We start from the raw sequence: 24355 nt of genomic DNA, 5'->3' as shown, positions 1-24355 counted from the left end.
AAAATTAATTTTGAAAGCCTGCTGGCTCTAGCTTGCTCTATAATTTGGCTGCCAATGTGAAAGATCAACAGCCCCTAGTATTAACCCCGCTAACAACCCAACAGGACCAAGCAGAACACTACCCGCAACGCCCCAGCCTGCTGCACCACCGATACTTATAACTGACTCTTCAGATGCCTCTTCCAACCTTTCTATTTCCGAAGGATTTATCTTTTCACGAAAAAATTCACCTTCATTTTTCATTGAGAATTTACCATGCACGTACTGGCTTTCATTTCCTTTTTTAAAATCTCCTGCGTGTATATCAACTCTACCAAGCCCCATATTAACTCCTTTATAAATATAATCTTTGATTGGCTAAAGCATAAGATACTCCGAAAAAGTGTTAATCACAAGCCGCGACACCACCGTAAGTCATTGAACAATATGGCGATATTACTATATCGCGATAGTGTTTACTCTAATGTAAATTCGTTAGTGTCTAATGTTATTTAGCGTTCACATCTAAATTCAGGGTTGATTATAGATGTGGGTAAAGTGGTCACTAGATATGGTGATTTAACATTAGCAGGGGTAGGGCTAATCTAGCTAGGCAAAATGGAGCTGAGCATATGTTCTAAATGATAAAGGGGCAAAACCGAGTTGGTTTTTGACTTAAAAATGTACAAATTCAACTTTAAACTTGAGGGCGTTGAAGAAAATAGCGTGAAGCTCACATGGATGTGAGCTTAGCTTTCGCGGTACAGGATGTACCATCGGAAGCGTTAGCATTTTCGAATAAGGCCGAAGAACACTAAATAAAGTTAAAAGCTGGATCAATCCCCATGGCGACCTTTTCGCTGTTCAGAAAATGTTGCGGGGCGGCTGGGAGTTCCAAGAGGGAATAGCCGTTGATTTCCTCTTGGTCTGGTGTGGGTGAAGCGCCACGACGTTAGTGGCCGCAGGCCATATCTTAAAAACACTTTGGGGCATAAACGTGTCGGTATGTTGACGTTAAAAGGGACAAATTCAACTCTAAACTTGAGGACGTTGAAGACTCTTTATAAAAGAATGCGTGAGCCTGACAGGCCTATCGGAAGCGTTAGCATTTTCACTCTTTACTGCAAGATGGGCCGAAGCAGGATTAAAACGAAGATAAATGCTGGATCAATCCCCATGGCGACCTTTTCGCATCTGTTGTTTAAGTCAATCGGGAAAATGTTGCAGGGCGGCTGGCCAATTCTTTTATGAAGATTAGAGAGGGAACAGCCGTTAGTGGCCGTAGGCAATAAAGAATAAACAGGCAAATGATGTTGATCATTCATTATGCCACGGCAAATGTTACCAACTGAGCGAATATATGACCGGCAGTAATAGCGATAAACTCAGCCAGACAATGATCGTTAGGGGAACGCCCACACGGACAAAATCGATAAACTTATAACCACCCGCATGCATTACCAGCAGGTTAGTCTTATACGCCATGGGGGTGGCGTAACTCATATTGGCGCCAAACAGCACAGCAATAACAAAGGGTTCGGGATCAACCTGCAGTTGCTGCGCGATGCTGATAGCAATGGGAGTACCAATGACTGCCGCAGCATTATTGGAAACAATATTGGTCATAATTGCCATTAACAACATCAGTCCAGACACAATAACCGCCGAAGAAGCCCCCGCCGTTAAGGCCACAAAGACTTGGGCCAAATACTCTGCACCGCCGGTTTTCAATAATGCAGCCCCCATCGCCAAACTCGCCGCGACAATCAGAATAACCTGGGTGCTCAGCGCCATGGAAGCATGCTGCCAGGTTAAGCAGCGGGTGATCAGCATCAGTAATACACCACCGACTGCGCTGATCGCAATGGGAACGCCCCCAAATGCCGACACAAGAATAATCCCAGCCATGATCAGCAGAGCCGTTAGCGCTTTATCGGTGTGCGGCAGGTCTGCGGTCGCATCGAGAACCAATAGCTCACCCGCTCGTTTGATTTCACCTATGGTATCTTGATTACCCTGCACCAGCAGAACATCACCGATGCGCAGGCGAGCCTGGGCTATTTTTTCGCGCAGCGTCTCGACTGAGCTTTCCCCCCGATGTATTGCCAGCACCATTAACTGATAGCGATTATAAAAGTTAACTTGCCTTAAGGTCATGCCAAGCAGAGGAGAACCTTGCATGACAACTATTTCGGCGATCTGCTGTCCCTCACCGGATAATGGATGCTCTTCATCCACCGGGTTATCGCCGACATAGAGCATGGCCTCCAGAGCACTTTCCAGCTCCTTAAGATTGTCCGGCGTGTCATTGACCATCAACCTGTCTCCGGTCTGAATTTGCGCATCCGGCAAGGGGACAATATAGGTTCCGCTACCCCGCATGATCCGCGACACTTCCAGCAACCCTGAGGTCTTTTCGGTCAGCTCTGTCAATGTCTTGCCGACGGAAAAACCGTCTTCCAATATCACCAGTTGGGCGGAAAATATTCTTGGAGAGGTATCGCTGAGTATGGCCTTACGTGCAGGCAGCAGGCGTGGTGCAATCAACCATAGATAAACAATGGCAATGACGGCAACGATTGCTGCTGGTACAAAAAAATCAAACATCTGCAGTCTTCTCAGGCCCATATCAGCAGCCACCGAGACCACTAACAAATTCGTCGAAGTGCCTATACTGGTACTCATGCCGCCCACCAGCGTCGCAAACCCCATTGGCATTAACACCCCCGAAGCAGGCGCTCCGGTTCGCAGCGAGACACTGATCAGAATAGGAAGCAGCAGCACGACTATCGGCACATTATTGACAAATGCACTGAGAAAAGCGCCAATCAGCAGGGTCAGCAACATACTCAATACAGGGCTTACTCGCCATAAACGCGCTAGAATTCGGCCAAGAGGCACCAGGGCTCCCGTGCGCACCAAGCCGTTTCCGGCAATCATCAGTGCACACACAGCCACCAGCGCTTCATGGCCAAAACCACTGAAAAATTGCAGCGCCTCAAGATGTTGCCCCTGGGCGTTGATGTAAGGAAAAACAGTAAAACCTATGCTCAGCACTGCCAGAATAAACAGACTCGACGTCTCAATGGCAATAGATTCTCTGGTAAACAGAAACAGAGCAAGCAAGACAAGCAATAGCACTGCAAGTGCATGCACATCAGGAAGCGGTGGCAAAGTCATGATATTCATTGCTGGCACCTGTCAGTTAACCTTTTTTATTTGCATATGCATGGTAAAGCAGAGGCTTGCTCTGAAGATCTTTTCTACGACGCTCTTCAGTGCAGGTTGGCGTTTGTTTGTTGACCCTATATCACCTAAATATTAGGCTTTTTTTCTAATAAAGCTAATTGAAGAGAAACAAATCAGCAAGTTATGGGTTATGTCTTATTGTATAACCCACAGGCAAGCATGAAATTGAAGATTCAGCGGCCTAACATTGTCATTTAACGCCATGTCAAAATTGAATTGTTTTCCTGACGAAACACAAGCTGTAGCCATGTCGCAGTAATGTCATCATCCAGTAAGAGGTATTTTTTGTTTGATTTGCAAGACTTATGCTGGATATTGTTACTAGTCATATGATTTTTATAGCGCCATAAAAAACCATAGAACAACAATTAATAACCATTATTTTCAATATCTTAATCTTAAACAGCGATTTTTACATCTTGCATCTGGCTCAGGATCACATTTATATCTCACCAATTAGCATTACTACCTCCAAAGGATTAGCATTAGATAAATTTCATATATTCAGGGCGGCTTTATGACGATTTGTAAAACAATGTTGGTCTTATCCTCAATTTTTTGGCTTGGGGCTTGTGGGAGTGATAGTGATAGTACTGTCACGGCGCCGGAACAGGTATTGCCTCAGGGGCAGTTCTCTCTAGCCATTTCCGACTCGCCTATGGCTGGCGTTACCCATGTGGGCATGGTCATGGGGGAACTGGTCATGACAGATGCCGCGGGCGACATCCATAGGCATGACTTACAGGATATGGCATTTAACCTACTCGATTTCCAGGGGATGGACAGTCATCTTATGGTCGATAGCATCGACTTGCCCCCAGGGCAGTATCATGATGCCTATGTCACCACCCAGCAAGGCGATGGCAATGACGGCTGCTATGTTGAAGATGGCCAGGGTCGCCACGGTTTGCATATTACCAATGGACAGCTGCCCGTTTCGGATTTTGAGGTCGTCGCTGACCAGCATCTTGCCATCACCATGGAAATTGATTTGTATCGTGGCTTGTCTAACGAGCAGGGGCAATACCTTTTAAATCATGAAGCCATGTGGTCTGTCGATAATAGTCATATGGGTCACTTGCTAGGTGAGGTCGACCCCCAGTGGATTGCCGATTGCGAAACAACTCACTCCGATCTGGCTTCGGCGGGAGGGCAATTTAGCCATATGGCCTACCTGTACCCCGAAGAGGTCACCGATATTAACCAAATGGCAGATATGGGAACCAATCCACCAGCGGGTTTCATCCCCCCTACGGCAGTCAGTCCTATGATGCAGGATACCGACGGCAACTGGCACTTTGCCATGGGCTACTTGCCAGCCGGAAACTATCGGGTCGGCTATAGCTGTTTAGGCCATGTAGATGATCCAATCACCGATGAGATCACTAGTGGTCCATTTGTTATGTTTAAAGATTCAGGTTCAATTACCATAGAAGCAGGTACACAGGGTGGCCAGCAGACGGTACATGAGTGCGGTAATGGCAATGGTGGTCATCACGGCGGTATGGGTATGGGCGGCTAGCGATAATAGTCAGGCTCACATTCAATTTGGGAGCCTTCACGCCTAAAAGCATGGTGAACTAAGTTAACGGTAATGATGATTGAGTTGAAGTATGAGCAGATACCTCGTTAATCATTGTTATCGTTGCGTTGAGGTAGAGCCGCAGCTCTTCACATAAAAGTGGCAATCGGTTTTTCTCTCTAACACACAATGGCCGTTTTGAGTCAGCAAATATCCACTGACGGGTAGATGGACAGGAATGAGCTAGGGTTTTTACTCCATTATCTACGTTCAAATAACAACAAGTAATGTATTACTTGTCATTACAACACCACGATTTAGGATCTAATGCTTATCTAAATGTCTATTATTAAGGGTACAGATCATTTTAAAACATAGTCTTAGTTTCGCTCAGCAACGACACCGCCAAACAATTTTCTGAACCCAAATCTCATTGTATTGAATAATTAATCTTTGCGGTCCTTGGTAAATTTTGGGATAAAAACATTCTATCTTAATGACTTTAATAACAATAAAAAAGTATCAACATACCGTCTGGCATATAACGCTAAGCAATTGACGCGTTCCAAAATATTGACGCTTGTAAACTGAACAATACTCGATAAAGTTAGCTAACGTTTAAGACAAGAGATTGTTTTTTCACGACAACGCCATCCCTCCAATGAATAAGAAGGTCCACCATGAAAACAGTAAAAACACTGATTGCGCTCTCCCTATCGGGCTTGCTTGTCGCCTGTGGTGGTGGTGACGACACTTCCTCGCCGCAAATGGGAGAGTTTAGCTTAGGCGTGTCAGATAACCCGAGTGACGCAAAAAACGTGACTATCGCTTTTAAGCAAGTCGTATTGAAAAATGATACGGGCAGCATTTCATTTGACGTGTCTGACGACGGCGATTTAAAACAAGTCAATTTACTCGAATATCAAGGTACAGCTGTTGAAACTTTAGTGAGCGGTCAAAGTATCCCCGTTGGCGAATACCAAATGTGTATTTACATGCAAAGAAGTGAAACGCCAAATGCCGAGAGCTCTTTTGTTAAAACCATAGATGATAATCTCTATGGACTGACAACCAACAGCAATGGCTCTTGTGGCGGTGTTGGCGCAGACGATGCTGATACTGGCCGTTTATTTTTCAATAAAACATTTACTATCGCAGCCGGTACAAACAGCTTTGTCGCCGAATTTGACCTAAACAGTGGCTTACAAGACCCCCACGGCAATAAAGACTACTGGACCTTAAAACCAACATCAGTTCAGTTACATAACAATGCTGAAGTCGGAGCCATTAAAGGCAATATTCCCTCAGAGCTCGAGACACTATGTGGAACATCAGCAGGTGGCAGCCTCTTTAGTCATGCTGTCTATCTTTACTCAGATGCAACAGCACTCGACAATATGAGCGATTTCAGAAGTGATGCCGTTGTGGCACCACAAATTGCGCCAATTGCTTCTGCTAGAGTCAACGATATTATCGATCAGAACGGTGAAGTCATTGGCCAAGGCTATGAATTTGGTTTCGTCGTTGCAGGCAGCTACAGTGTGGGTTACACCTGTGTAGCCCAAAATGACGATCCTGATCTCAATAACAACCCTGATGATTTAGAGCTACCTTTCTTTATCCATGCGGATAAACAAACAGTGACAGTGACCAATGGCACTGTGGCTAATGGTGATTTTGCTAACACGCTCAATCCATAGTCTTGAGCCATAGACTTAAGCCATAGTCTTGAGCAACTCGCTTAACACCAAATAAAGCTGACTTATAAAAAAGCATCCGTAATGGATGCTTTTTTTTATGACTCGCTCATTCATTTAACCGTAAAAAACCATTAACACCCAGTAAGATCTGCAGCCATTAAGTAGAAAAGATACTTTAAAAAAATAGGCCATCAATGGCTATAACATTCGCGGTTGTAGTGATAACCCCTGAATAAAACTACCTTATTCCTTAACTATCCAACTCAATATGGGCATAAACATATTAATAAATCCAACCCGATTACTGGACAACATTGAGCTAACGATTTAATCCTAACGTAACCTCAACAGAGGTTAAGGGATGGGATAAGTTAGCCAAGATCAGAATGTTTGGTCTATTTCATATCAAACTTGCTACTTTTTTGCTCTTTTTTTGCGATTAGTCTTGCTAATAATGCCCATTGACGCATCAATAGTTCGCTTATTGCAAATCAACATCGCCATCGTAATAAGCGCCTGTTTAATAAAGTTTTATTATCTAGTTCTTAGGTTCTTTGAGGCGGTAATATCGACTAAAGCTATGGTATGCAGTTATTTAAATAGTGCAAATTCGTTGGTGCGATGCGGGTTTAGTAAGGACTCTATTTCAATAACGCTCTATTGCATAAATGTCACTTTATCCCTTTAAGTCGGGTGTCGGCTAAGCGCCACGGCCCTAAGGTCACACGCTCTTATTTAGAAACAAAACATGACTTATTCGAGTAAGTGTTTGGCTTGTTTCAGCGCGATCATTTCATCTTCGCTTGGGTTAAGCGCGATCACACTGTCGATTTGCATTGCTAATGATTGCCACAATGGTTCGATTACTTGTAAGTGATCGTCATTGGCGTGTACCTTAGCTAATGTGAGTAAATACGCCGCTTGCACCACATCGATACGGCCTAGAATACCGTCGGCTAACGCCACGCTTAGCTCTATCATTGCGCTAACATTGTGACCGTACTTTATAGCTTGATGTAAGTAATGCTCGGCTTTAGTGCGCTGTTGTTGGCTGGCATTGTCGTCATGCAAAATATCACTGCCGCAATATAACATTGCATCGACTTGACCTTGCTCGGCAGCTTCGCTCATCCATTGCTGACTCGCAGCCAAGTCTATTTGGCAACCCAAACCTTCGCTCAGCATCAGGGCTAAATGATATTGTGCATTCGGATAACCTGCTTGGGCTGCTTTATTAATCCATATAAATGCTTGTTCGAACTGCTGGGCTTGATAAAACAACACCCCAAGATTAGACATAGCCTCGGCATTTTCCGCATTGGCAGCAAGGGTCAATAAACGCTCGGCTTGAGTTAGGTCGACGGTAAATTGATTACTGCCGATAAGGTAGAAAAACCCCAGTAATGCTTGTGCTTCAACAATGTCTTTTTCGGCAGCTTTAGCAATAAGTTGCTCACCTTCGATTGGATTTGGATCGCTGCAATAGCCATGCAATAAGCTCACACCGTGCTCAAATAATGCCGCTTGATGTTGAGTGGATGCAACACGAAACCAATGTGCCGCTTGTGCAAATGCCTCTGCTGATGTTTGTTCAACGGATGCCGACGTCGCCGCGCTTTCTGTCGCGGATGTGTCAATGGTTTGCGCCAACGCGCGCTCCTGCTCTTGTAACATTAACCCTTTGGCTTTGAGTGACATTGCCACTAAATACTGTGCTTCAGGATCATTCTTCATCACTGCGCGATAACATAAATCGCGGCCAGCGTATGAATCAAATGCTTCAAATTGGTAGCGGGGTGCAGTGCCTCGATGTAAAGAGGGGTATAGCTTTACAATTAACTGCAAAATATGACGAATCGACTTTTCTGCGATGCTAATGAGCTGAATTTGGGTTAAATGATATTTTTCAGGATGGGCACCACGATTACCGTCACTGCGCAGGCGATGTAACGCCCGCACGGCAGCAACATCAATCACGCGCAGCTGATTTAACTGTTCGATGCGATCATATAAGTTGGCAGAGGTAAATGTTACATCATGCTTCTGAGCTAATTGAGCGGCTAACTTATGGGTAAAGCTTCTAATATAAACTAACGCTTGGGTTGGAATGTCGCGTACATAGCTTTTGGCTAAACGGTAATCATTGCCCAACTCAATAGAGAAACCATCAATAAACTCAATATCATTTAACAATGGTCTCTCCTTTTTGAGTATCTATAACATCTTTATCCTTCAGAGTTGTCAGCATCCGGTGTTTTACGATTGATCATATACAATCTAAACAAAGCAATATTAACGAACAAACCTAAGAACGAAAAAGTGGTTTCAACGACCAGTTGTAGCGGAAAGCCAACTTGCATCGCGAATTGTGAAAACATACCGCCTAATAGAGACAATGGCACGTATAGCATTAATACCGCAATGGTTTTAATGGTGATAGGGCCACTAAATTTAAAGCTGCTCTTAATCGCTTCAAATGGCGTTAAACGCTCAACCACCACCATAAAATTGACATAGGCTAGGCGAGAGAATAAGTACAAGCTCACTATTAAGCCAATTAACCACAGTGGCCCAAACGCCGCAAAAATCATTACTGGCGCTAAAATCGCTAAACCAGAAAATACCCCAGCCAGTAATAGCGGTGGTACAAACGGAAAGCTGGCTTTTAGTATTTGTGCCGGCGCAAGATCATGGCCTTGAGAGCGTAACTCTAAATATAAGGTTAAGGCGGCAATTAAAAATGAAAACACCAACAATAGCACCATCATTGCAGCAGCATGAATAGCACCGAATTGCGGGTTTTCAACATCCGCTTGGATCATTTCATTACCCAACCAAAGTTGAATCGCGACTTGGATTAACAAAAATGGCAAAGTCAGTACGGCAAGCTGACGGATGTGGTTTCGAAAAAAGTTAAATGCTTCAGCCATAATTGCAAACAATGACATGTGGGTTCCAGTAATCTATTAACGACGAATATGGCGCTTAGGATACCCAAAAAAAACGTATTTTGCACAAATCAAATTATTAAAAGATGCGATCATTTGTCGCATTTATGTAAATTAGGCTAAAATAGCAGCTAAGTTTTGACATTGAGCCACATAAAAGGATACCCATTATGAAATTGGCATTATTATTAGCGATACTTTTTAGCGTCTTAGTCTTCTCAGCTCCAGCATCGGCGGGCTGGTTAGATAACGTAACTGAAATAACCAAAAAACCGGCAGCAGAACAAGCCAAAACAATTGACCAATCCCAAGCAACTGAGCAATCAAGTGTTTTAGTGGCTAACGTTATGTCACAACTTGGGTTAACTCAACCCCAAGCAGAAGGCGGATTAGGATCACTACTTAGCTTGGCCCAAAGTAATTTAGGTGCAAATGATTTCAGTCAATTAAGCGACAGCATCCCTAATACAGACGGTCTACTTGCTGCGGTACCTGCGTTAGCATCAGACAGTGGCATGTCAGGATTATTATCAAAAACGGGTGATTTAGGCACTGCGTTACAAGGTAGCGCAATGGTATATGATGCTTTTGACAAACTAGGTATCTCAAAAGAATATATTACACCTATGGTGAATATCGCTAAAAACTATCTACAGCAAAGTGGCGGTGACGGCACGGTTGATTTATTAATCAAAGGCCTAGGCTCAGTTTTATAATCATCCTTAAGACGGTCTGACACTCATAGTGAACTTACGTTAACATTATTTAATCCCATGCTATTCGCTTGGGATTATCATTTTTGCTAGCATCGGTATGTCTAATGTCATTATAACGGAGTGATTATGATCGCTAAACTCAAGCAGTTTCTCCAATCGCATGCTCAAGAAAGTAGCCCTGAAGATAAACAGAAAAACCTCAACCTCGCGGCGGCAACCCTATTACAAGAGGTTGTGTATGCCGATGAAAATTTGGCCGCAGCTGAAGCAGCTTTACTGCCAGAAATGCTCATCAACACTTTAGGCATTAGCTCAGAAGAAGCGATAATCCTGATAGACGAGGCGAAACAAAGCCGTAAAGACGCCACATCATTATTTGAATTCACCGCCGAAATCAATGCTCAATTTAGTATTAATGATAAACAAAAATTACTGCTGTCAATGTGGCAATTAGCCTATTCCGACGGTGAACTGTCTCAATATGAAGACCAGATTATTCGTCGTACGGCAGAGTTACTGCACTTAAAACACAGCGAACTGATTCAAATGCGTAATATTGCCATGGAAACTCGCTAAATAAAGCCAATTATCCTTAGTGATTACTCACTAAATACTTACGTGTAAGATGTGCTTTTTGCCACCACATAAAAGGGGCAATAACAATAACCATTACAATGGCATAAATCATATTGCTTCCAAGAGCAATACCTAAACCGATACAAAATAAGCAACCCGCAACCACCAAAGGTAAGTAGCGTTTGCTGAGTAACTTAGCAGCAGACAACATGGCCAACAGGTAAATAATCACAAAAACCCCATTGCTCCAAGCGATTAAATCTTCTAGTTGGTGAGCGCCATAAAAGGTGACAACAATGACCACTGCCATCGAGCCTAAAATAGCAAACAAGGCTCTAAAAGGCACGCCATGTGGATTTAACTTATCAAAATAGCGTGGCACTATGCCTTCTTGACTAAAGCTCCACAACAGACGCGCAGCGCTGGCAGCATACACATTCACAGTTGCTAACCCGCTAGCAATACCTAATACTCCGATAATGTAGCCACCATAGCCGCTCAATACGGTGTTTGAGAGTAAGTAATCAAACGCCGATATCATCGCTAAGCCGTCACCCTCTGTTGGCACCATAAGCAATAAAAAAGTACAGGCCAAATAAATAATCCCCACTAATACCGTCCCCATCATCATCGCAGGCAATAAGTCTTTATCAGGTTGGCGGAAATCGCCCGCAAGATGGGTCATGGCTTCAATACCTAAAAAGCTCCAAAAACCAATGCCCATGGCGAGCATAACCCCACTAAACTGCGGGTGGCTGGTATGAGCGAAGGTTTGTAGTTGATCAACATTTAACCCGCTAGCACCAAATAATATCGCTACTACCGTAACAATCAGCAAGGTGAGGGCAAATTGTAATTTAGCCGACACCTGAATGCCTTTAATATTGAGCAGCAATAACACAACCACAATCAGCAATTCAGCCACTAATTGGCCAATCCCAGAGATCGACACCAGTGCATCTAAAAATTGAAAGGTCATTAAAATGGCTGCTGGCGCGCCAATGGGGATGACTAACAAAAAGATTAACCCAATTGTTCGGCCTGCTGTGGCACCAAAGGCTTTTTCAATGAAGTAAGCCGGGCCAGCGGCGTGAGGGAAACGACTCGCTAACAAACCAAACACTAATGCCACCGGGATAATCGCAACCGTCAATAATAACCATGCCAATAACGAACCTGAGCCGGCTACCTCTATGGTCATTTGCGGTAAAATAAATACCCCGGTACCTAACAATGTGGTGGCCATTAAGCCTGCGCCTTGCCAGCGTCCGATTGTTGCTGTTATTTGATTCATTATTTTAATCTTGTGTGATATATGGCGACATTATAAGGGCAAACAGGTGAACATGATGCGGATTAATTCGCGGCTATCAAGTTTTGCTTAGGGCGTTACAAAAAAAACGGAGGTCAGCATACTTTTTAAATTCAACACAGTGGTGACCATGGTACTGAATCAATTAATATTTTAACCGCCACAACGCAAATCCTTACCGGCCAAAATATTACGATTTAAATGAATTGATGAGCCTATATGCATGCCCATTCAATACAGTAACAGCATCAAATTCGGCAGGTTATTCATCCTATAGCTGACATTATTACAGGATCTTGAGCCTCTTTAGTTGACATCCTTTTTAGCCTCGAATGCTCATTATCGACCGCATAGCATCGAGCCGTTAACTGACTCCCTTGGGGCGATGGGGCAATTTATCGACTCTCTGTACATAATACAGCGGAAGCCATCTTCTGAAGGATTTTGTCGTTATTTATATTGTTGTTATTATTGTTATTATTATTGTTTTGCTACCTTATTAAAATCATCTTAGCAACCTAATTGCAACAAAAATAAAACAAGCATGAATGCCGCAGTTGCTTGCTTATAACCACAAGCTTTATTTCGCAGATTTTCGATAAAAATTTGCGCTAAATCTTAGATATATAGCGAACTTGACGTTACACTAATATTTGTTTATTTATCTTTGATATGAGCCAATATGCAACAACAGACCAGCGCCGATATGAATTTGTTATGGGGTCAATTGATCTTGGAAGAACTTGCACGCTTAGGGGCTAAGCATGTCTGTATGGCGCCAGGTTCTCGCTCAACTCCGCTAACATTGGCTGCTGCTAGTCAAACCAAGCTTACGCGTCACATTCATTTTGACGAACGAGGCTTAGGTTTTATGGCACTTGGACTGGCAAAGGCCAGCAATGCCCCCGTGGCTATCATAACCACCTCAGGTACCGCAGTGGCCAATCTTTATCCAGCGATTGTTGAGGCTTGGTTAACCCATGTACCACTGATTATTTTATCTGGCGACAGACCGCCTGAGCTGATTGATTGCGGCGCCAATCAAGCCATTATTCAGCCGGCTATATTTGCTCAATACGCCAAACAAGTTAACTTACCAACGCCTGATCTTGGTTATCCGGCTAATGCATTATTGAGTACAATTGATCATGCGGTAGCGAACCAACATCAACCTGTGCATATAAACTGCATGTACCGCGAGCCTCTATACCCAGCAGAATTGGTGACATTAGCCCATGTAAAGAAAACGGCTAGCATTATAACATCAACGTATCTTGCGCCATTAAACCCATGGTTTGAAAACACTAAGCCATTTACTCGTTATGCTCGACTAACGAGTGCAGACTTACCGACAACAGACACCTTAATGCGCTTTGTTCATGGTAAGGGCGTGATAGTGGTTGGCACCTTAGCGCCTGAAGATAATCCACAGCAAATCGTCGCGTTAGCGCAAAAATTAGGCTGGCCGGTTTTAGTCGATGCACAATCACAGTTACGTCAACATCCTGGGGTAATAGGCCACGTTGACCAACTGTTATTAAACCCTAAAGCCAACAAAAAACTTGAACAAGCTGAGCGGATACTCGTCTTTGGTGGCCGTTTTGTTTCCAAACGTTTAACTCAATATATTGCCCAGCAAACTTGGCATAGCTACTGGCATGTGGGTAAATACGGCGATCGTTTAGATCCGACCCATCAATCTAAAGAATTTTACCAGGCAAGCGTTCAAGCGGTATGCCAATTACTTTGGCCGCGATCATCACAAGCCAACTGGGCATTACAATTATTACCGCTAAATGAATCATTGGAGTCACTGTTTAAACAACAGATCGACAATAAAACCTTTGGCGAAGCGCAAGTCGTACGCGCCATTGCATTGGCTCAAACGGATCAACATATACTGTTTATCGGTAATAGTTTACCTATCAGGCTTTACGATATGTATGCGCCAATTGCGACCAACACACCAGCCATTTATACCAACCGTGGCGCCTCTGGCATCGATGGGTTAATTGCAACAGCTTGTGGCGTTGCCGCAGACAAAAATTCACCGACAACTCTGGTTATGGGCGACTTATCCTGTTTACATGATTTAAATTCACTGGCACTGTTAACACAAATGACCCATCCATTTGTGCTGGTTATTATCAATAATGATGGCGGTAATATCTTTAATTTATTGCCCGTACCAAATGAGGAACTTCGCAATGACTTTTATCGGTTAAGCCATGGTGTAGAGTTTGGCTATGGTGCGGCTATGTTTGGTTTGGCCTATCGGCAAGCCGATGACATTGAATCGTTTAATCAAGCTTATCAAGAAGCCTTTGAGTTTAATTGTGCCTCAGTCATTGAAATCAATGTCAGCCATACTCAAGCCAGCGATCAAATCGCTCAAATCAGCCAATGGGTGAAACAACACTAATGGTTATAATCAGTCGTTTTGGCCGACCACACTTACCTGCATTGTTAATGCTACATGGCTTCCTTGGCAGTAAAGACGACTGGTCTATTTTAATGCCCCGTTTAAGCCAATATTTCCATTGTATTTGTATTGATTTACCTGGGCATGGCGGTAACGAAGATACCTTAACCTCACCGGGTTTACACCAAGCTGCAGAGCTGATTGTCAGTAAAATGCACCGCATGGGTTATCAACAGTTTCATTTGTTGGGCTACTCTCTTGGGGGTCGGATAGCGCTGCATATTGCAGCTGATTTTGCCGATTCGCTACTGAGTTTAACACTCGAATCAGCCCATCCTGGGTTACAAGATGCTCAGCAACAAGCCTCCCGAGCTAAAAGCGACCGTCTCTGGGCTAACAAACTCCAGCATTTAGCCCTAGCGGATTTTCTGGCACTTTGGTACCAGCAAGCGGTATTTAGCGACTTGAGCGAACATCAAAAGCAGCAACTTATTTCAATACGCCGTATTAACGATCCGCAACGCTTAGCCAATTGTTACATGACAACCTCACTGAGCTTGCAACAAGACTGTCGAAATGTACTTGAGCGGCTCAACTGCCCATGCCATTTTATATATGGTGTTGATGATAAAAAGTTTGCTCAAGTGGCTATAGATTGGCAGGCGGCACTCGCAGGTTCAGTCAATTTACAATTACACCCATTACATGCTGCAGGACATAATATTCACAGCCTGCATCCTCAATTGTTTATCGATACCCTACTGACGTTATTGTGCTTAGATCCGCTAATGGGTTCAAAGGAGTAACAATGTCATCATCAGACGACTTAACGATAACCAGTTGCACCCTGTATCAATATCAAATTGAACTCAATCCGAGCTTACCCGTGGGTATACAACGAATTGATTTTCGCAAAGGATTAGTACTTGATATCCAACTTAATAATCAACAAACGGCTTGGGCTGAAATAGCGCCATTGTCAGGCTTGGACATTGATAGCCAGATGATAACGGGGTTTAGCCAAGAATCGCTTGATGAAGTGAAATCAAAACTGCAGCAGATATTACCCTCTTTGATAGATCAACCCTTAGTGGTATTAAATGCCATTGCCCAGCAGATATCGCTGCCATCATTGGCATTCTCATTAAGCTTATTGCATGCAAAATCAACCCATTGCCTGCCTATTATTATCGAAAATACACCGATTCAATCAGCAGTGGTGCCGTTACTTTATGATGGTATGTCGACAGCCATTATCACCCAAAAGCTACTGACACAAGCCAGCATAAACAGTGTTAAAATTAAAGTCGCTCAGACTAGCATGGCAAGCGAGATCCAATTTATTTATCAAGTACTGGCCATTGCACCACATGTCACATTACGTTTAGATGCCAATCGTGGTTTTAGCCTTGAACAGGCTATCGATTTTTTAGCGTGTTTACCAAAACACAAAATTGAATACATTGAAGAACCCTGCATTAACCCAAATGATAATCCGCAAATATACCGCCAACTAGGCATTAACTACGCGTTAGATGAATCACTCAACTTGCCTCAATTTGATCTCGATTTAGCCTTACAGCAACCCGGTTTGGGGGCCTTAATCATCAAACCTATGTTATTGGGTTCGCTGGAAAAATTGCAAAGTATGATCAGCCGAGCTCATCTCGAGGGAGTGCGTTGTATATTAAGCTCAAGCTTAGAAGCTGATATGGGCATTAACGACTTACGCTTAGTAAGCCAAGCATTAACCCCTGATGAATCGCCAGGCCTTGGTACATTAAGCGCCTTTACTCAGCCAGTACTGTTAGCAACCTCAGGCTTATCGCCACAACTAAACCATCAGGTATTACAGCAACTCACTCATATTGGCCCAACACGTGATCCGAACAAGGTAGGTTAATAATGATGTCACCTTTGCATCAAGCAGCATTAACAACCCCAGATGCCATTGCGATTGAGACCTCGCATGATGGCGTAAACACCAGCACCAATTCTCATGTTAATTCTCGAATAAACTATGCTCGCTTAAGTGGTTTAGTCCGCCATGTAGTGCAACAGCTGCAATCTCAAGGCGTCAAGCATGGCGACATTGTGGCTTGTGTATCACATAATAATATTGAAATGATTTGCCTATATTGGGCTTGCGTTGATGCGGGATGGATATTTTTACCTCTGTCGCCTCGATTTGCCGATGTACAGATTAATCAGCTTATCAAACGCTTTGCTCTTCAATGGCTCTGGACCGATACCCCAAGCAAAAAAACGACCATTAAGATTAACCATTGGCTCGATATTGATTTACCTCAGAATGTACCTCAAGCAGCCAGCAGTGTTACAAAGATACCAGCGCATCAAGCTTCAAACATTATTCTCACCTCAGGCTCAAGTGGTACACCCAAAGCCGCAATGCATTGTTTAATTAACCATGTGAGCAGCGCCAAAGGGGCCGCAACCTCGATCCCTTTAACAACAACCGATGCTTGGCTATTATCGTTACCACTGTTTCATATTGGTGGGTTAGCCATTATTCATCGTTGTACCCTCGCGGGCGCCTGCATTGTATTGCGAAATCCTTCACAGTCACTGGCCGAACAGCTGCGAGGCAGTTCTATTACCCATGTGTCATTAGTGCCCACCCAAGCAATACAGATACTGCAGCAACAACCTGAAGCATTTAGCCATATTTCCGCGTTACTGTTAGGCGGCGGGGTCATAGAGTCTGCACTGATTGAGGAATTACAACACCTGCACATTAACGCTTACACCAGCTATGGTATGACAGAGATGAGCTCGCAAATCACCACAGCTAAAGCGAATTTATCCGGCCATCATGGTCGCCCTTTACCGTCAAGACAGCTTAGCCTAAAAGAGGGAGTGATTTGGGTTAAAGGTGACTGTTTATTTTTAGGCTATTTAACCGAAAATGGCTTAACACTTCCCGTAGATGAGCAAGGGTGGTTTTGTACCCATGATAAGGGCCAATTAGATTCCGAGGGTCAGCTGAGTATTTTAGGTCGAGTAGATAACATGTTTATTTGTGGTGGTGAAAATATTCATCCAGAACAACTTGAGGCGGTGTTATTAAGCCATCCTAATGTTGCCCAAGCCATTGTATTTCCGATAGACGATGCAACGTTTGGCCACTTACCTGCCGCCATTATTGATTATTGTGCAGTAGACAACAGTCATGGCGTTGATGCAGGGCATATTGCAGCCTTTGATGCTAAAAACATTGAAGTTGAAGCGATTGATATAGACGCCATTAATTTACAGCTGAGTCAGTTAGTTGAGTCAACGCTGGCACGCTTCAAGCGGCCTAGACAGTTTTTTATGTGGCCAAAAGAGGTTATCTCTGGTGGTTTAAAAGTGCCAAGAAAAAGTATTATTAGCGCGATTCTAACTCAGATAGCCGCTTCAAAAAAAGCGCAATAAATGGGGTTATTGATTGCTCAGCGACGATTGAACAACCCTTGCATCGGTCACTTTTGAATAGACTAAATTAAATTAGATTAGATTGGATTAGATTAGAGTAGATTGGAGTAGATTTAATTGACACAGATAAAGCTTCGCAAACAAAACGTCACTTTTTAGTCATAAAAAAACCTGCCGTTGCAGGTTTTAATTTATCAAAATCGAATAGGCTAGATCTTACGCTATACACGATTTAAGTTTGTTCATAGCATTCTTTTCTAACTGCCGAATACGTTCCGCAGAGACTTGGTAAGTCGATGCCAGTTCTTGCAAAGTCACTTTATGATCATCTAACCAACGCGCACGTAATATATGCTGACTACGTTCATCTAAGGTTTTGATTGCTGATAATAAACGTGTTTGAGAATCGGCTTCCCAATTGGCATTTTCAACCTGCGATGCCACATCTGAAGAATGATCTTCTAAGAATAATGCTGGGGCAAAATCTTGATGGTCGTCGTCACTGTCACTGGCTAAATCAAAAGCCGGATCTTGTGCTGCCATGCGAGACTCCATCTCAGTCACGTCAGCTTTAGATACACCCAGATTCTCCGCGACCATAGTCACTTCAGCGTCACTAAACCAACCTAAACGCTTTTTAGACTTCCGGATATTAAAGAATAATTTACGCTGTGCTTTTGTGGTCGCGACTTTCACGATACGCCAGTTTTTCAGTACGTATTCATGAATTTCAGCTTTAATCCAATGTACCGCAAAGGAGACCAAGCGAACACCAACATCAGGATCGAAGCGTTTAACCGCTTTCATCAAGCCAATATTACCTTCTTGAATAAGGTCTGCCTGTGGTAAACCGTATCCAGAGTAGCCTTTCGCAACATGCACAACAAAACGAAGATGCGACATAATTAATTGTTTTGCAGCGTGTAGATCGCCGTTTTCTTGTAAACGCTTGGCGATGCCATACTCTGTATCCGCGTCCAACATGTTAATGCTGGTCACAGACTGGATGTACGCCTCTAGACTGCTAGTGCTGTGTGGAACAGTCAGCGCCATTGATTGCGTTTGATCAGTCATTCGCTCTCCTACTACATTCAAAAATATATTTCAGCTATCTTAATACGATAAGTGAAGCTTCTTGGTTCACAACACAAGAATGCTCACCCTATTTAGCTGATGAACTATCAACTATACGACATCATATGTCAAATAAGGTTCTACTGGATGAACATTTTTACCGCTAGGTAATCACAATGCAAGTGAACAAACGTTCATTATTGGGATTAAGCATTATTATACGCCGGCTATTATGACGGTTCAATGCTACGTAAGTGCTGACGCACAGATAAATACGAACCCAACCAGCCTAAAAATGATGCCAGTAACACCAGTTTAATTAATTCTAAAAATGTTAACGACTCAATGGTTAATTCACTGCCATATAAACCCAATAATTCGGCTAAGGCACTATCGATATACCACACTAACAGGTTGATAATTAGCCAAGCCAAAATGCCACCTATAACGCCATACCAAATCCCGGTATACAAAAAAGGACGTTGAATAAAGGCTTCCGTCGCGCCCACTAACTTCATCACTTCAATTTCAGCTCGACGGTTCATAATCGCAAGACGAATAGTGTTGCCAATCACTAATACCACCGCGAGGATCAGCAAGGCGGCAATCGCCAGCACGGTTTTCTCAAGTAATTTAAGCAATGCTTGCAAACGCTCTAACCATTCAATATCTAAACGACCAAAGCTGACTTCTGGTTCGCGCTCTAATTTTACCAGTAGCTCACGCGCCCCTGCCGGACTCGAGTATTTAACCGAAGGGGTTACGGTAACCACTGCAGGTAAAGGGTTCTCATCTAAGTATGCAAGTGCCTCACCAAAACCTGATAAACGCTGAAACTCTTCTAATGCTTGCTCACGACTAATATACGTCACGGATTCAACTTCTCGGAAGACTTTAATACGCGACAATAAACTTTGAATAGATTGCTCACTGCGGCCTTTATTAATGAATAACGAAATTTCAGCAGCACTGTTCCAAGACTGGGTGATGTTTTCAGCATTTTTAACCAGCACCTGTAATGCGGCCGGTAAACTTAAACTCACGCCCAATACTGCCATGGTCATAATTGATGACACTGGATTACGCCAAAGTTCACCCATACTCGAGGTGCCTTGCTGCACATGACGAATAAAAAACATCACAATACGGCCACTTAAGGGTAATTTACTTTGAGTAATATTCGGTTTTTTACTCATCGTATGTACTCCCCTTCAGAGGCAGAGCTTTCTCCACCGAGCATGCGTCCTTGACGCAGAGTAAAAGTACGATACTTCATTCGCGCAATAAGGCCTAAGTCGTGGGTGGCAATGAGGACACTGGTCCCCGAGTCATTAAAGGCCTCAAATAAACGTAAAATATCCATCGATAATTTAGGGTCTAAGTTACCTGTCGGTTCATCAGCCAATAATAATGGTGGTTTGTTAACAATGGCGCGGGCAATACCCACACGTTGCTGTTCACCACCAGAAAGCATTATCGGCAAATGACGTTCTTTGCCATATAAACCCACCATGTCGAGTGCGCCAGCCACCCGTTTACGAATTTCGCCATGGGTGAAGCCTTCAATCACTAACGGTAAGGCAACATTGTCAAATACGGTTTTATCCATCAGCAAATGATGGTTCTGGAAGATCACCCCAATATTACGGCGTAAATATGGCACATGTTTAGGTCCCACATTGGCAATGTTATGCCCATTAATGGACACCTTACCTGCCGTGGCACGTTCAATTACGGTAATGAGTTTGAGCAAGGTACTTTTACCGGCACCTGAATGGCCGGTTAAAAAGGCCATTTCACCTTGTCGAAGATGAAAATTGACATCCATGAGGGCCTTTTGACCACCAGCATAGATTTTACTGACCTTCTCAAATTGGATCATAAATTATTGGTCCGTTTTATCCTGGCTAAATAATGCTTCAATAAAGTCATTGGCGTTAAAGGTACGCAAATCATCAATTTGCTCACCGACACCGATATGACGGATCGGAATAGTAAACTTATCGGCGATCGCAAAAATGACCCCGCCTTTAGCAGTACCATCTAATTTACTGATGGTAATACCCGTCACGCCAACGGCTTCTTTAAACAACTGTGCTTGGCTAATGGCATTCTGACCCGTGCTGGCATCTAAGGTTAACATGACTTCATGGGGGGAATCTGGGTCGAGTTTTTTCATGACACGCACGACCTTCTTCAACTCTTCCATTAAGTGACTTTTGTTTTGTAAACGCCCCGCGGTATCGGCGATTAATACGTCGACTTTACGCGCTTTAGCGGCTTGTAAGGCATCAAATATGACTGAAGCACTATCAGCGCCGGTATGCTGTGCCACTACCGGAATATTATTGCGCTGCCCCCACACTTGTAACTGTTCAACAGCCGCCGCGCGAAAGGTATCGCCCGCAGCTAACATGACAGATTTACCTTGGCTTTGATACTGTTTAGCCAGCTTACCAATAGTGGTTGTTTTACCAACACCGTTCACTCCGATCATTAAAATAACAAACGGACCGTTGGGATTTTCTGGGACCAAAGGCACTGCAACCGGATCGAGTATTTTTTGCATTTCTTCCCGCATTAAATCATAAAGCGCTTCCGCATCTTTAAGTTGTTTGCGCGAGGCATGCTCGGTCAGGCTTTTAATTAATTTAGTGGTGGTTTCTACGCCCACATCGGCAATTAATAATTGTTCTTCGAGTTCTTCAAATAAGTCATCATTAATTTTTTTACCGCGAAATAAGCCAACAAAGCCCGATCCAACATTCTCGCTAGTGCGCATTAAACCGCGTTTTAAACGCGCAAACATGCCTTCTTTCTTAGGCTTAGCTTGAGGTTCCTCTTGCTCTTCTAATGCGATTGACGCTGTGGGGATATGTTGTTCGGCTAACTGCAGTTGCTCTGCTGCTAATTGTTCTGTCGCAAGACGATCCGCTTCAATGCGAGCAAGTTCTGTCGCTTGAGCTTGTTGCTCTGTTGCCAGCTTTTCGGCTGTTAATTGTTCTGCCGCAAAACGTTCCGCTTCAATACGAGCAAGTTCTGCCGCTTGAGCTTGTTGCTCTGCTGCCAGCTTTTCGGCGGCTAATTGTTCTGCCGCAAGACGTTCCGCTTCAATGCGAGCAAGCTCTGCCGCTTGAACTTGTTGCTCTGCTGCCAGCTTTTCGGCTGTTAATTGTTCTGCCGCAAGACGTTCCGCTTCAATGCGAGCAAGTTCTACCACTTGAGCTTGTTGCTCTGCTGCCAGCTGTTGTGCGACTAATACTTCAGCGGCTAACGTTTCCGCTGCAATATGCTCGACATCGACACGGGCTTGTTCTGCACGTTCATTTTCAAGACGCTCGGCTTCTAAGCGCGCAACGTCATCCGCTTGCTTTTGCGGCTCAGCTTGTTGGGTTTGATCTTTAGCCTCTGTTGCAACGTCATGCTCCGCATCAACGTGTTGTTCTTCAACTTCAGGGGCGGGCTTATCTTTACGAAACCAGGAAAAAAAACCTTTCTTTGCCATGTTTGCTACCAGTTTTATATGCTTAAAAATTCAGTTGAAACCGTTTGTTGCATCTCTCACCAGTAAAATGATCAATACTCACATTTAATCACAAGTTTGATATAAAATAACGACGGTTCAGATTGTGGCATAGTCTACCACTTTCTTTTTTCTTTGTTCAGGCAAAATCACGAGGATGAGATGGCTAAAAAAAATACCAGCAGCGGTCAGGTGCGGATTATTTCAGGTCAATGGCGATCTCGTAAGTTACCGATCCATGATCTTGAAGGTTTACGCCCAACAACTGATCGCGTACGGGAGACCTTATTTAATTGGCTTGCAACCGATATTCGTGGTGCCAGAGTGCTCGATTGTTTTGCTGGCAGTGGTGCATTATGCCTTGAAGCATTATCGCGTTATGCCAGCTTTGCCAAAATGATTGAACTGCAAAAAAATGCGGCCAACCAACTTAAGCAAAACCTCGCTACGCTGCAGTGTCATAACGCTGAAGTGATTAATGCTGACAGTTTACAAATCCTTGCACAAGGCACGACTGAAGGATTTGATGTGGTTTTTATCGATCCCCCTTTTCGCAAAGCATTAGCCATTAAGACCATTGAGCTATTGGCGGCACATCATTGGTTAAATAATCATGCGTTAATTTATGTTGAAACAGAATCAGAGTTAACAATCTGTAATGTCCCAGCTAATTGGATCCCCTTAAAAGAAAAATTTGCTGGACAAGTATGCTACCGCTTGTATCAATATCAACAAGCTGGATCACTTAATGCAGAGGCCAATGAAAGTGTCCAAGATTAAACAAGGTTCCATAATAAAACAAAAACACTTGATCACAGATATCGTGTTAATCGGTAAAACCGCCACATTATCGATGTGGATGTTATTTGCTTATAGCTGTGTCATCCCTTTTGACTCAGGCGCGACGGCACTACTGCTGGCCGTGGCAAGCATCACAGCCTTAATGCACACCTTGCTACTTTTGCTTGTGTTAGCGCGTAAACCCTTAAGGTTTCGCCACCAATATAGGGCCATCCTATGCTGGGGTGTTTTCGGCTTACTCTCCCCTACAGAGCCGGCCACAACAGGCAATCTTTAACAGATCATCTCTACCAGACAATTCGTAAAAGGCAATCCCTAAAAGGTAATCCCTAAAAAACAGTGATAAAAAAACCCACTTCGATGAGTGGGTTTTTTTGCCTATAAACTAAAACTAGCTTTTAGGGTAAGGATGCGCGACGCCTTTATGACAATCGACACAGGTCTTTCTAGATTCAGGTGCTTTTTTAAAGTTCATACTGTGCATTCTTACTGCCATTTTCTTCATCGTATCGGGTTGATCTTCATAAATACGAGTATGGCAATGCTGACAGTTAGCAGAATCATTGCTGCGGAAGTATTCTAAGGCAAGATCCGCTTGTTCTTTACGGTTCTCATCTAACCATTCTTGAGTCATAAAACCATCGATGGTCATTAAACCAATCAAATCTTTAGACACAACGATTTTCTTCAGTAAATAAGCAAATGGTCCATGAGGTAAGTGACAATCTTGACATTGCACGGTAATACCCGCACTACCGCCACCATGAGCTGACGCCATAACTTCATCTCTTAACGAATGGTCTCGGTGACATGTCATACAAAAAGCATCACTACTTGTCGCATGCAAAGTCTGTTGTGTTGCAAAATAGCCGACTACCCCAACAATTACACCCACCACAATAAGGGCAATAATTGAGTACTTCGCGCTTGGTTTAAATAGTGCACGCCAGTTCATTGTTCAATCTCCGTAATAGCAAAAAATGGAATTCTAATATTTATTTGTCTAGTTTAGGATTTTTAGAAATTAGAAAATTGATTTTAGTCGCTATTTTGATGATTGCTTATCGAAAATATATCGAAAATGCGAGCTAGATCGCT

The 24355-nt window shown here is 43.5% G+C and carries 20 protein-coding genes; 10 read left to right on the top strand and 10 right to left on the bottom strand.

Annotated elements, in window-relative coordinates; all coding sequences use genetic code 11:
• Positions 1–27 precede the first annotated feature (27 nt).
• Together AAEY93_RS12405 and AAEY93_RS12400 are read right to left on the bottom strand one after the other, a co-directional pair.
• On the bottom strand, positions 28–324 hold the full coding sequence (locus AAEY93_RS12405; protein WP_351077286.1) for a hypothetical protein: 297 nt from the start codon (positions 322–324) through the stop codon (positions 28–30).
• Positions 325–1320: 996 nt separating this feature from the next.
• The gene (locus AAEY93_RS12400) at positions 1321–3168 is read right to left on the bottom strand and encodes an SLC13 family permease (RefSeq protein WP_351077283.1); all 1848 of its coding nucleotides are present in this window, start codon (positions 3166–3168) and stop codon (positions 1321–1323) included.
• A 577-nt stretch (positions 3169–3745) separates the two neighbouring features.
• On the opposite strand from AAEY93_RS12400, the gene AAEY93_RS12395 reads away from it, so the two are divergent.
• Both AAEY93_RS12395 and AAEY93_RS12390 read left to right on the top strand, forming a co-directional pair.
• Positions 3746–4750, top strand: a complete 1005-nt coding sequence (locus AAEY93_RS12395) for a DUF4382 domain-containing protein (RefSeq protein ID WP_351077280.1) — start codon at positions 3746–3748, stop codon at positions 4748–4750.
• A 680-nt stretch (positions 4751–5430) separates the two neighbouring features.
• A complete protein-coding gene (locus AAEY93_RS12390) occupies positions 5431–6450 on the top strand; it encodes a DUF4382 domain-containing protein (protein ID WP_351077277.1) in 1020 nt (339 codons plus the stop codon).
• 753 nt (positions 6451–7203) lie between these two features.
• On the opposite strand, the gene AAEY93_RS12385 is transcribed toward AAEY93_RS12390, so the two are convergent.
• Both AAEY93_RS12385 and AAEY93_RS12380 read right to left on the bottom strand, forming a co-directional pair.
• Positions 7204–8643 carry a DUF4145 domain-containing protein gene (locus tag AAEY93_RS12385; RefSeq protein ID WP_351077274.1) on the bottom strand — a complete coding sequence of 480 codons (1440 nt, stop codon included), beginning with the start codon at positions 8641–8643 and terminating at the stop codon, positions 7204–7206.
• Positions 8644–8675: 32 nt separating this feature from the next.
• The gene (locus AAEY93_RS12380; RefSeq protein WP_124012701.1) at positions 8676–9398 is read right to left on the bottom strand and encodes a hypothetical protein; all 723 of its coding nucleotides are present in this window, start codon (positions 9396–9398) and stop codon (positions 8676–8678) included.
• 170 nt (positions 9399–9568) lie between these two features.
• Here AAEY93_RS12380 and AAEY93_RS12375 point away from each other — a divergent pair, with 170 nt between their 5' ends.
• Both AAEY93_RS12375 and AAEY93_RS12370 read left to right on the top strand, forming a co-directional pair.
• The gene (locus AAEY93_RS12375; protein ID WP_351077270.1) at positions 9569–10114 is read left to right on the top strand and encodes a DUF2780 domain-containing protein; all 546 of its coding nucleotides are present in this window, start codon (positions 9569–9571) and stop codon (positions 10112–10114) included.
• A 126-nt stretch (positions 10115–10240) separates the two neighbouring features.
• On the top strand, positions 10241–10690 hold the full coding sequence (locus AAEY93_RS12370; protein WP_124012703.1) for a tellurite resistance TerB family protein: 450 nt from the start codon (positions 10241–10243) through the stop codon (positions 10688–10690).
• 16 nt (positions 10691–10706) lie between these two features.
• On the opposite strand, the gene yjeH is transcribed toward AAEY93_RS12370, so the two are convergent.
• The gene (yjeH, locus tag AAEY93_RS12365; protein WP_351077266.1) at positions 10707–11984 is read right to left on the bottom strand and encodes an L-methionine/branched-chain amino acid transporter; all 1278 of its coding nucleotides are present in this window, start codon (positions 11982–11984) and stop codon (positions 10707–10709) included.
• 700 nt (positions 11985–12684) lie between these two features.
• On the opposite strand from yjeH, the gene menD reads away from it, so the two are divergent.
• The 4 genes from menD to menE are packed head-to-tail and all read left to right on the top strand — an operon-like array spanning position 12685 to position 17859.
• Entirely contained in the window at positions 12685–14424 is a 1740-nt protein-coding gene (menD, locus tag AAEY93_RS12360; protein ID WP_351077263.1) for a 2-succinyl-5-enolpyruvyl-6-hydroxy-3-cyclohexene-1-carboxylic-acid synthase, read from the top strand.
• Entirely contained in the window at positions 14424–15230 is an 807-nt protein-coding gene (gene menH / locus AAEY93_RS12355) for a 2-succinyl-6-hydroxy-2,4-cyclohexadiene-1-carboxylate synthase (RefSeq protein WP_124012706.1), read from the top strand. The genes menD and menH overlap by 1 nt, the downstream gene beginning before the upstream one ends.
• A gap of 2 nt (positions 15231–15232) precedes the next feature.
• Positions 15233–16327, top strand: a complete 1095-nt coding sequence (menC, locus tag AAEY93_RS12350) for an o-succinylbenzoate synthase (RefSeq protein ID WP_351077259.1) — start codon at positions 15233–15235, stop codon at positions 16325–16327.
• A 2-nt stretch (positions 16328–16329) separates the two neighbouring features.
• Positions 16330–17859 carry an o-succinylbenzoate--CoA ligase gene (menE, locus tag AAEY93_RS12345; protein WP_124012708.1) on the top strand — a complete coding sequence of 510 codons (1530 nt, stop codon included), beginning with the start codon at positions 16330–16332 and terminating at the stop codon, positions 17857–17859.
• Between the two features lie 216 nt (positions 17860–18075).
• Here the strand turns inward: menE and rpoH are convergent, their stop codons facing one another.
• The 4 genes from rpoH to ftsY form a co-directional block, all read right to left on the bottom strand.
• Positions 18076–18933, bottom strand: a complete 858-nt coding sequence (gene rpoH / locus AAEY93_RS12340) for an RNA polymerase sigma factor RpoH (protein ID WP_101033144.1) — start codon at positions 18931–18933, stop codon at positions 18076–18078.
• Between the two features lie 230 nt (positions 18934–19163).
• The gene (ftsX, locus tag AAEY93_RS12335) at positions 19164–20129 is read right to left on the bottom strand and encodes a permease-like cell division protein FtsX (RefSeq protein ID WP_124012709.1); all 966 of its coding nucleotides are present in this window, start codon (positions 20127–20129) and stop codon (positions 19164–19166) included.
• Positions 20126–20815, bottom strand: coding sequence for a cell division ATP-binding protein FtsE (gene ftsE / locus AAEY93_RS12330; protein ID WP_124012710.1), 690 nt, complete (start codon positions 20813–20815; stop codon positions 20126–20128). Before ftsE ends, ftsX begins: the two co-directional genes overlap by 4 nt.
• A 3-nt stretch (positions 20816–20818) precedes the next feature.
• Entirely contained in the window at positions 20819–22438 is a 1620-nt protein-coding gene (gene ftsY / locus AAEY93_RS12325) for a signal recognition particle-docking protein FtsY (protein ID WP_124012711.1), read from the bottom strand.
• Between the two features lie 180 nt (positions 22439–22618).
• On the opposite strand from ftsY, the gene rsmD reads away from it, so the two are divergent.
• Positions 22619–23236 carry a 16S rRNA (guanine(966)-N(2))-methyltransferase RsmD gene (gene rsmD, locus AAEY93_RS12320; RefSeq protein WP_124012712.1) on the top strand — a complete coding sequence of 206 codons (618 nt, stop codon included), beginning with the start codon at positions 22619–22621 and terminating at the stop codon, positions 23234–23236.
• On the top strand, positions 23223–23534 hold the full coding sequence (locus AAEY93_RS12315; RefSeq protein ID WP_164839411.1) for a DUF1145 domain-containing protein: 312 nt from the start codon (positions 23223–23225) through the stop codon (positions 23532–23534). The genes rsmD and AAEY93_RS12315 overlap by 14 nt, the downstream gene beginning before the upstream one ends.
• 114 nt (positions 23535–23648) lie before the next feature.
• Here AAEY93_RS12315 and AAEY93_RS12310 read toward each other — a convergent pair whose 3' ends face one another.
• A complete protein-coding gene (locus AAEY93_RS12310; RefSeq protein ID WP_101033150.1) occupies positions 23649–24212 on the bottom strand; it encodes a NapC/NirT family cytochrome c in 564 nt (187 codons plus the stop codon).
• Positions 24213–24355: the final 143 nt, after the last annotated feature.

It is taken from the genome of Shewanella sp. CAL98-MNA-CIBAN-0140 (genome assembly GCF_040309905.1).
Classification (GTDB): domain Bacteria; phylum Pseudomonadota; class Gammaproteobacteria; order Enterobacterales; family Shewanellaceae; genus Shewanella; species Shewanella psychromarinicola.
The sequence above is the reverse complement of the archived record's forward strand: the minus strand, read 5'-3'. Positions and strand labels throughout refer to the sequence as shown.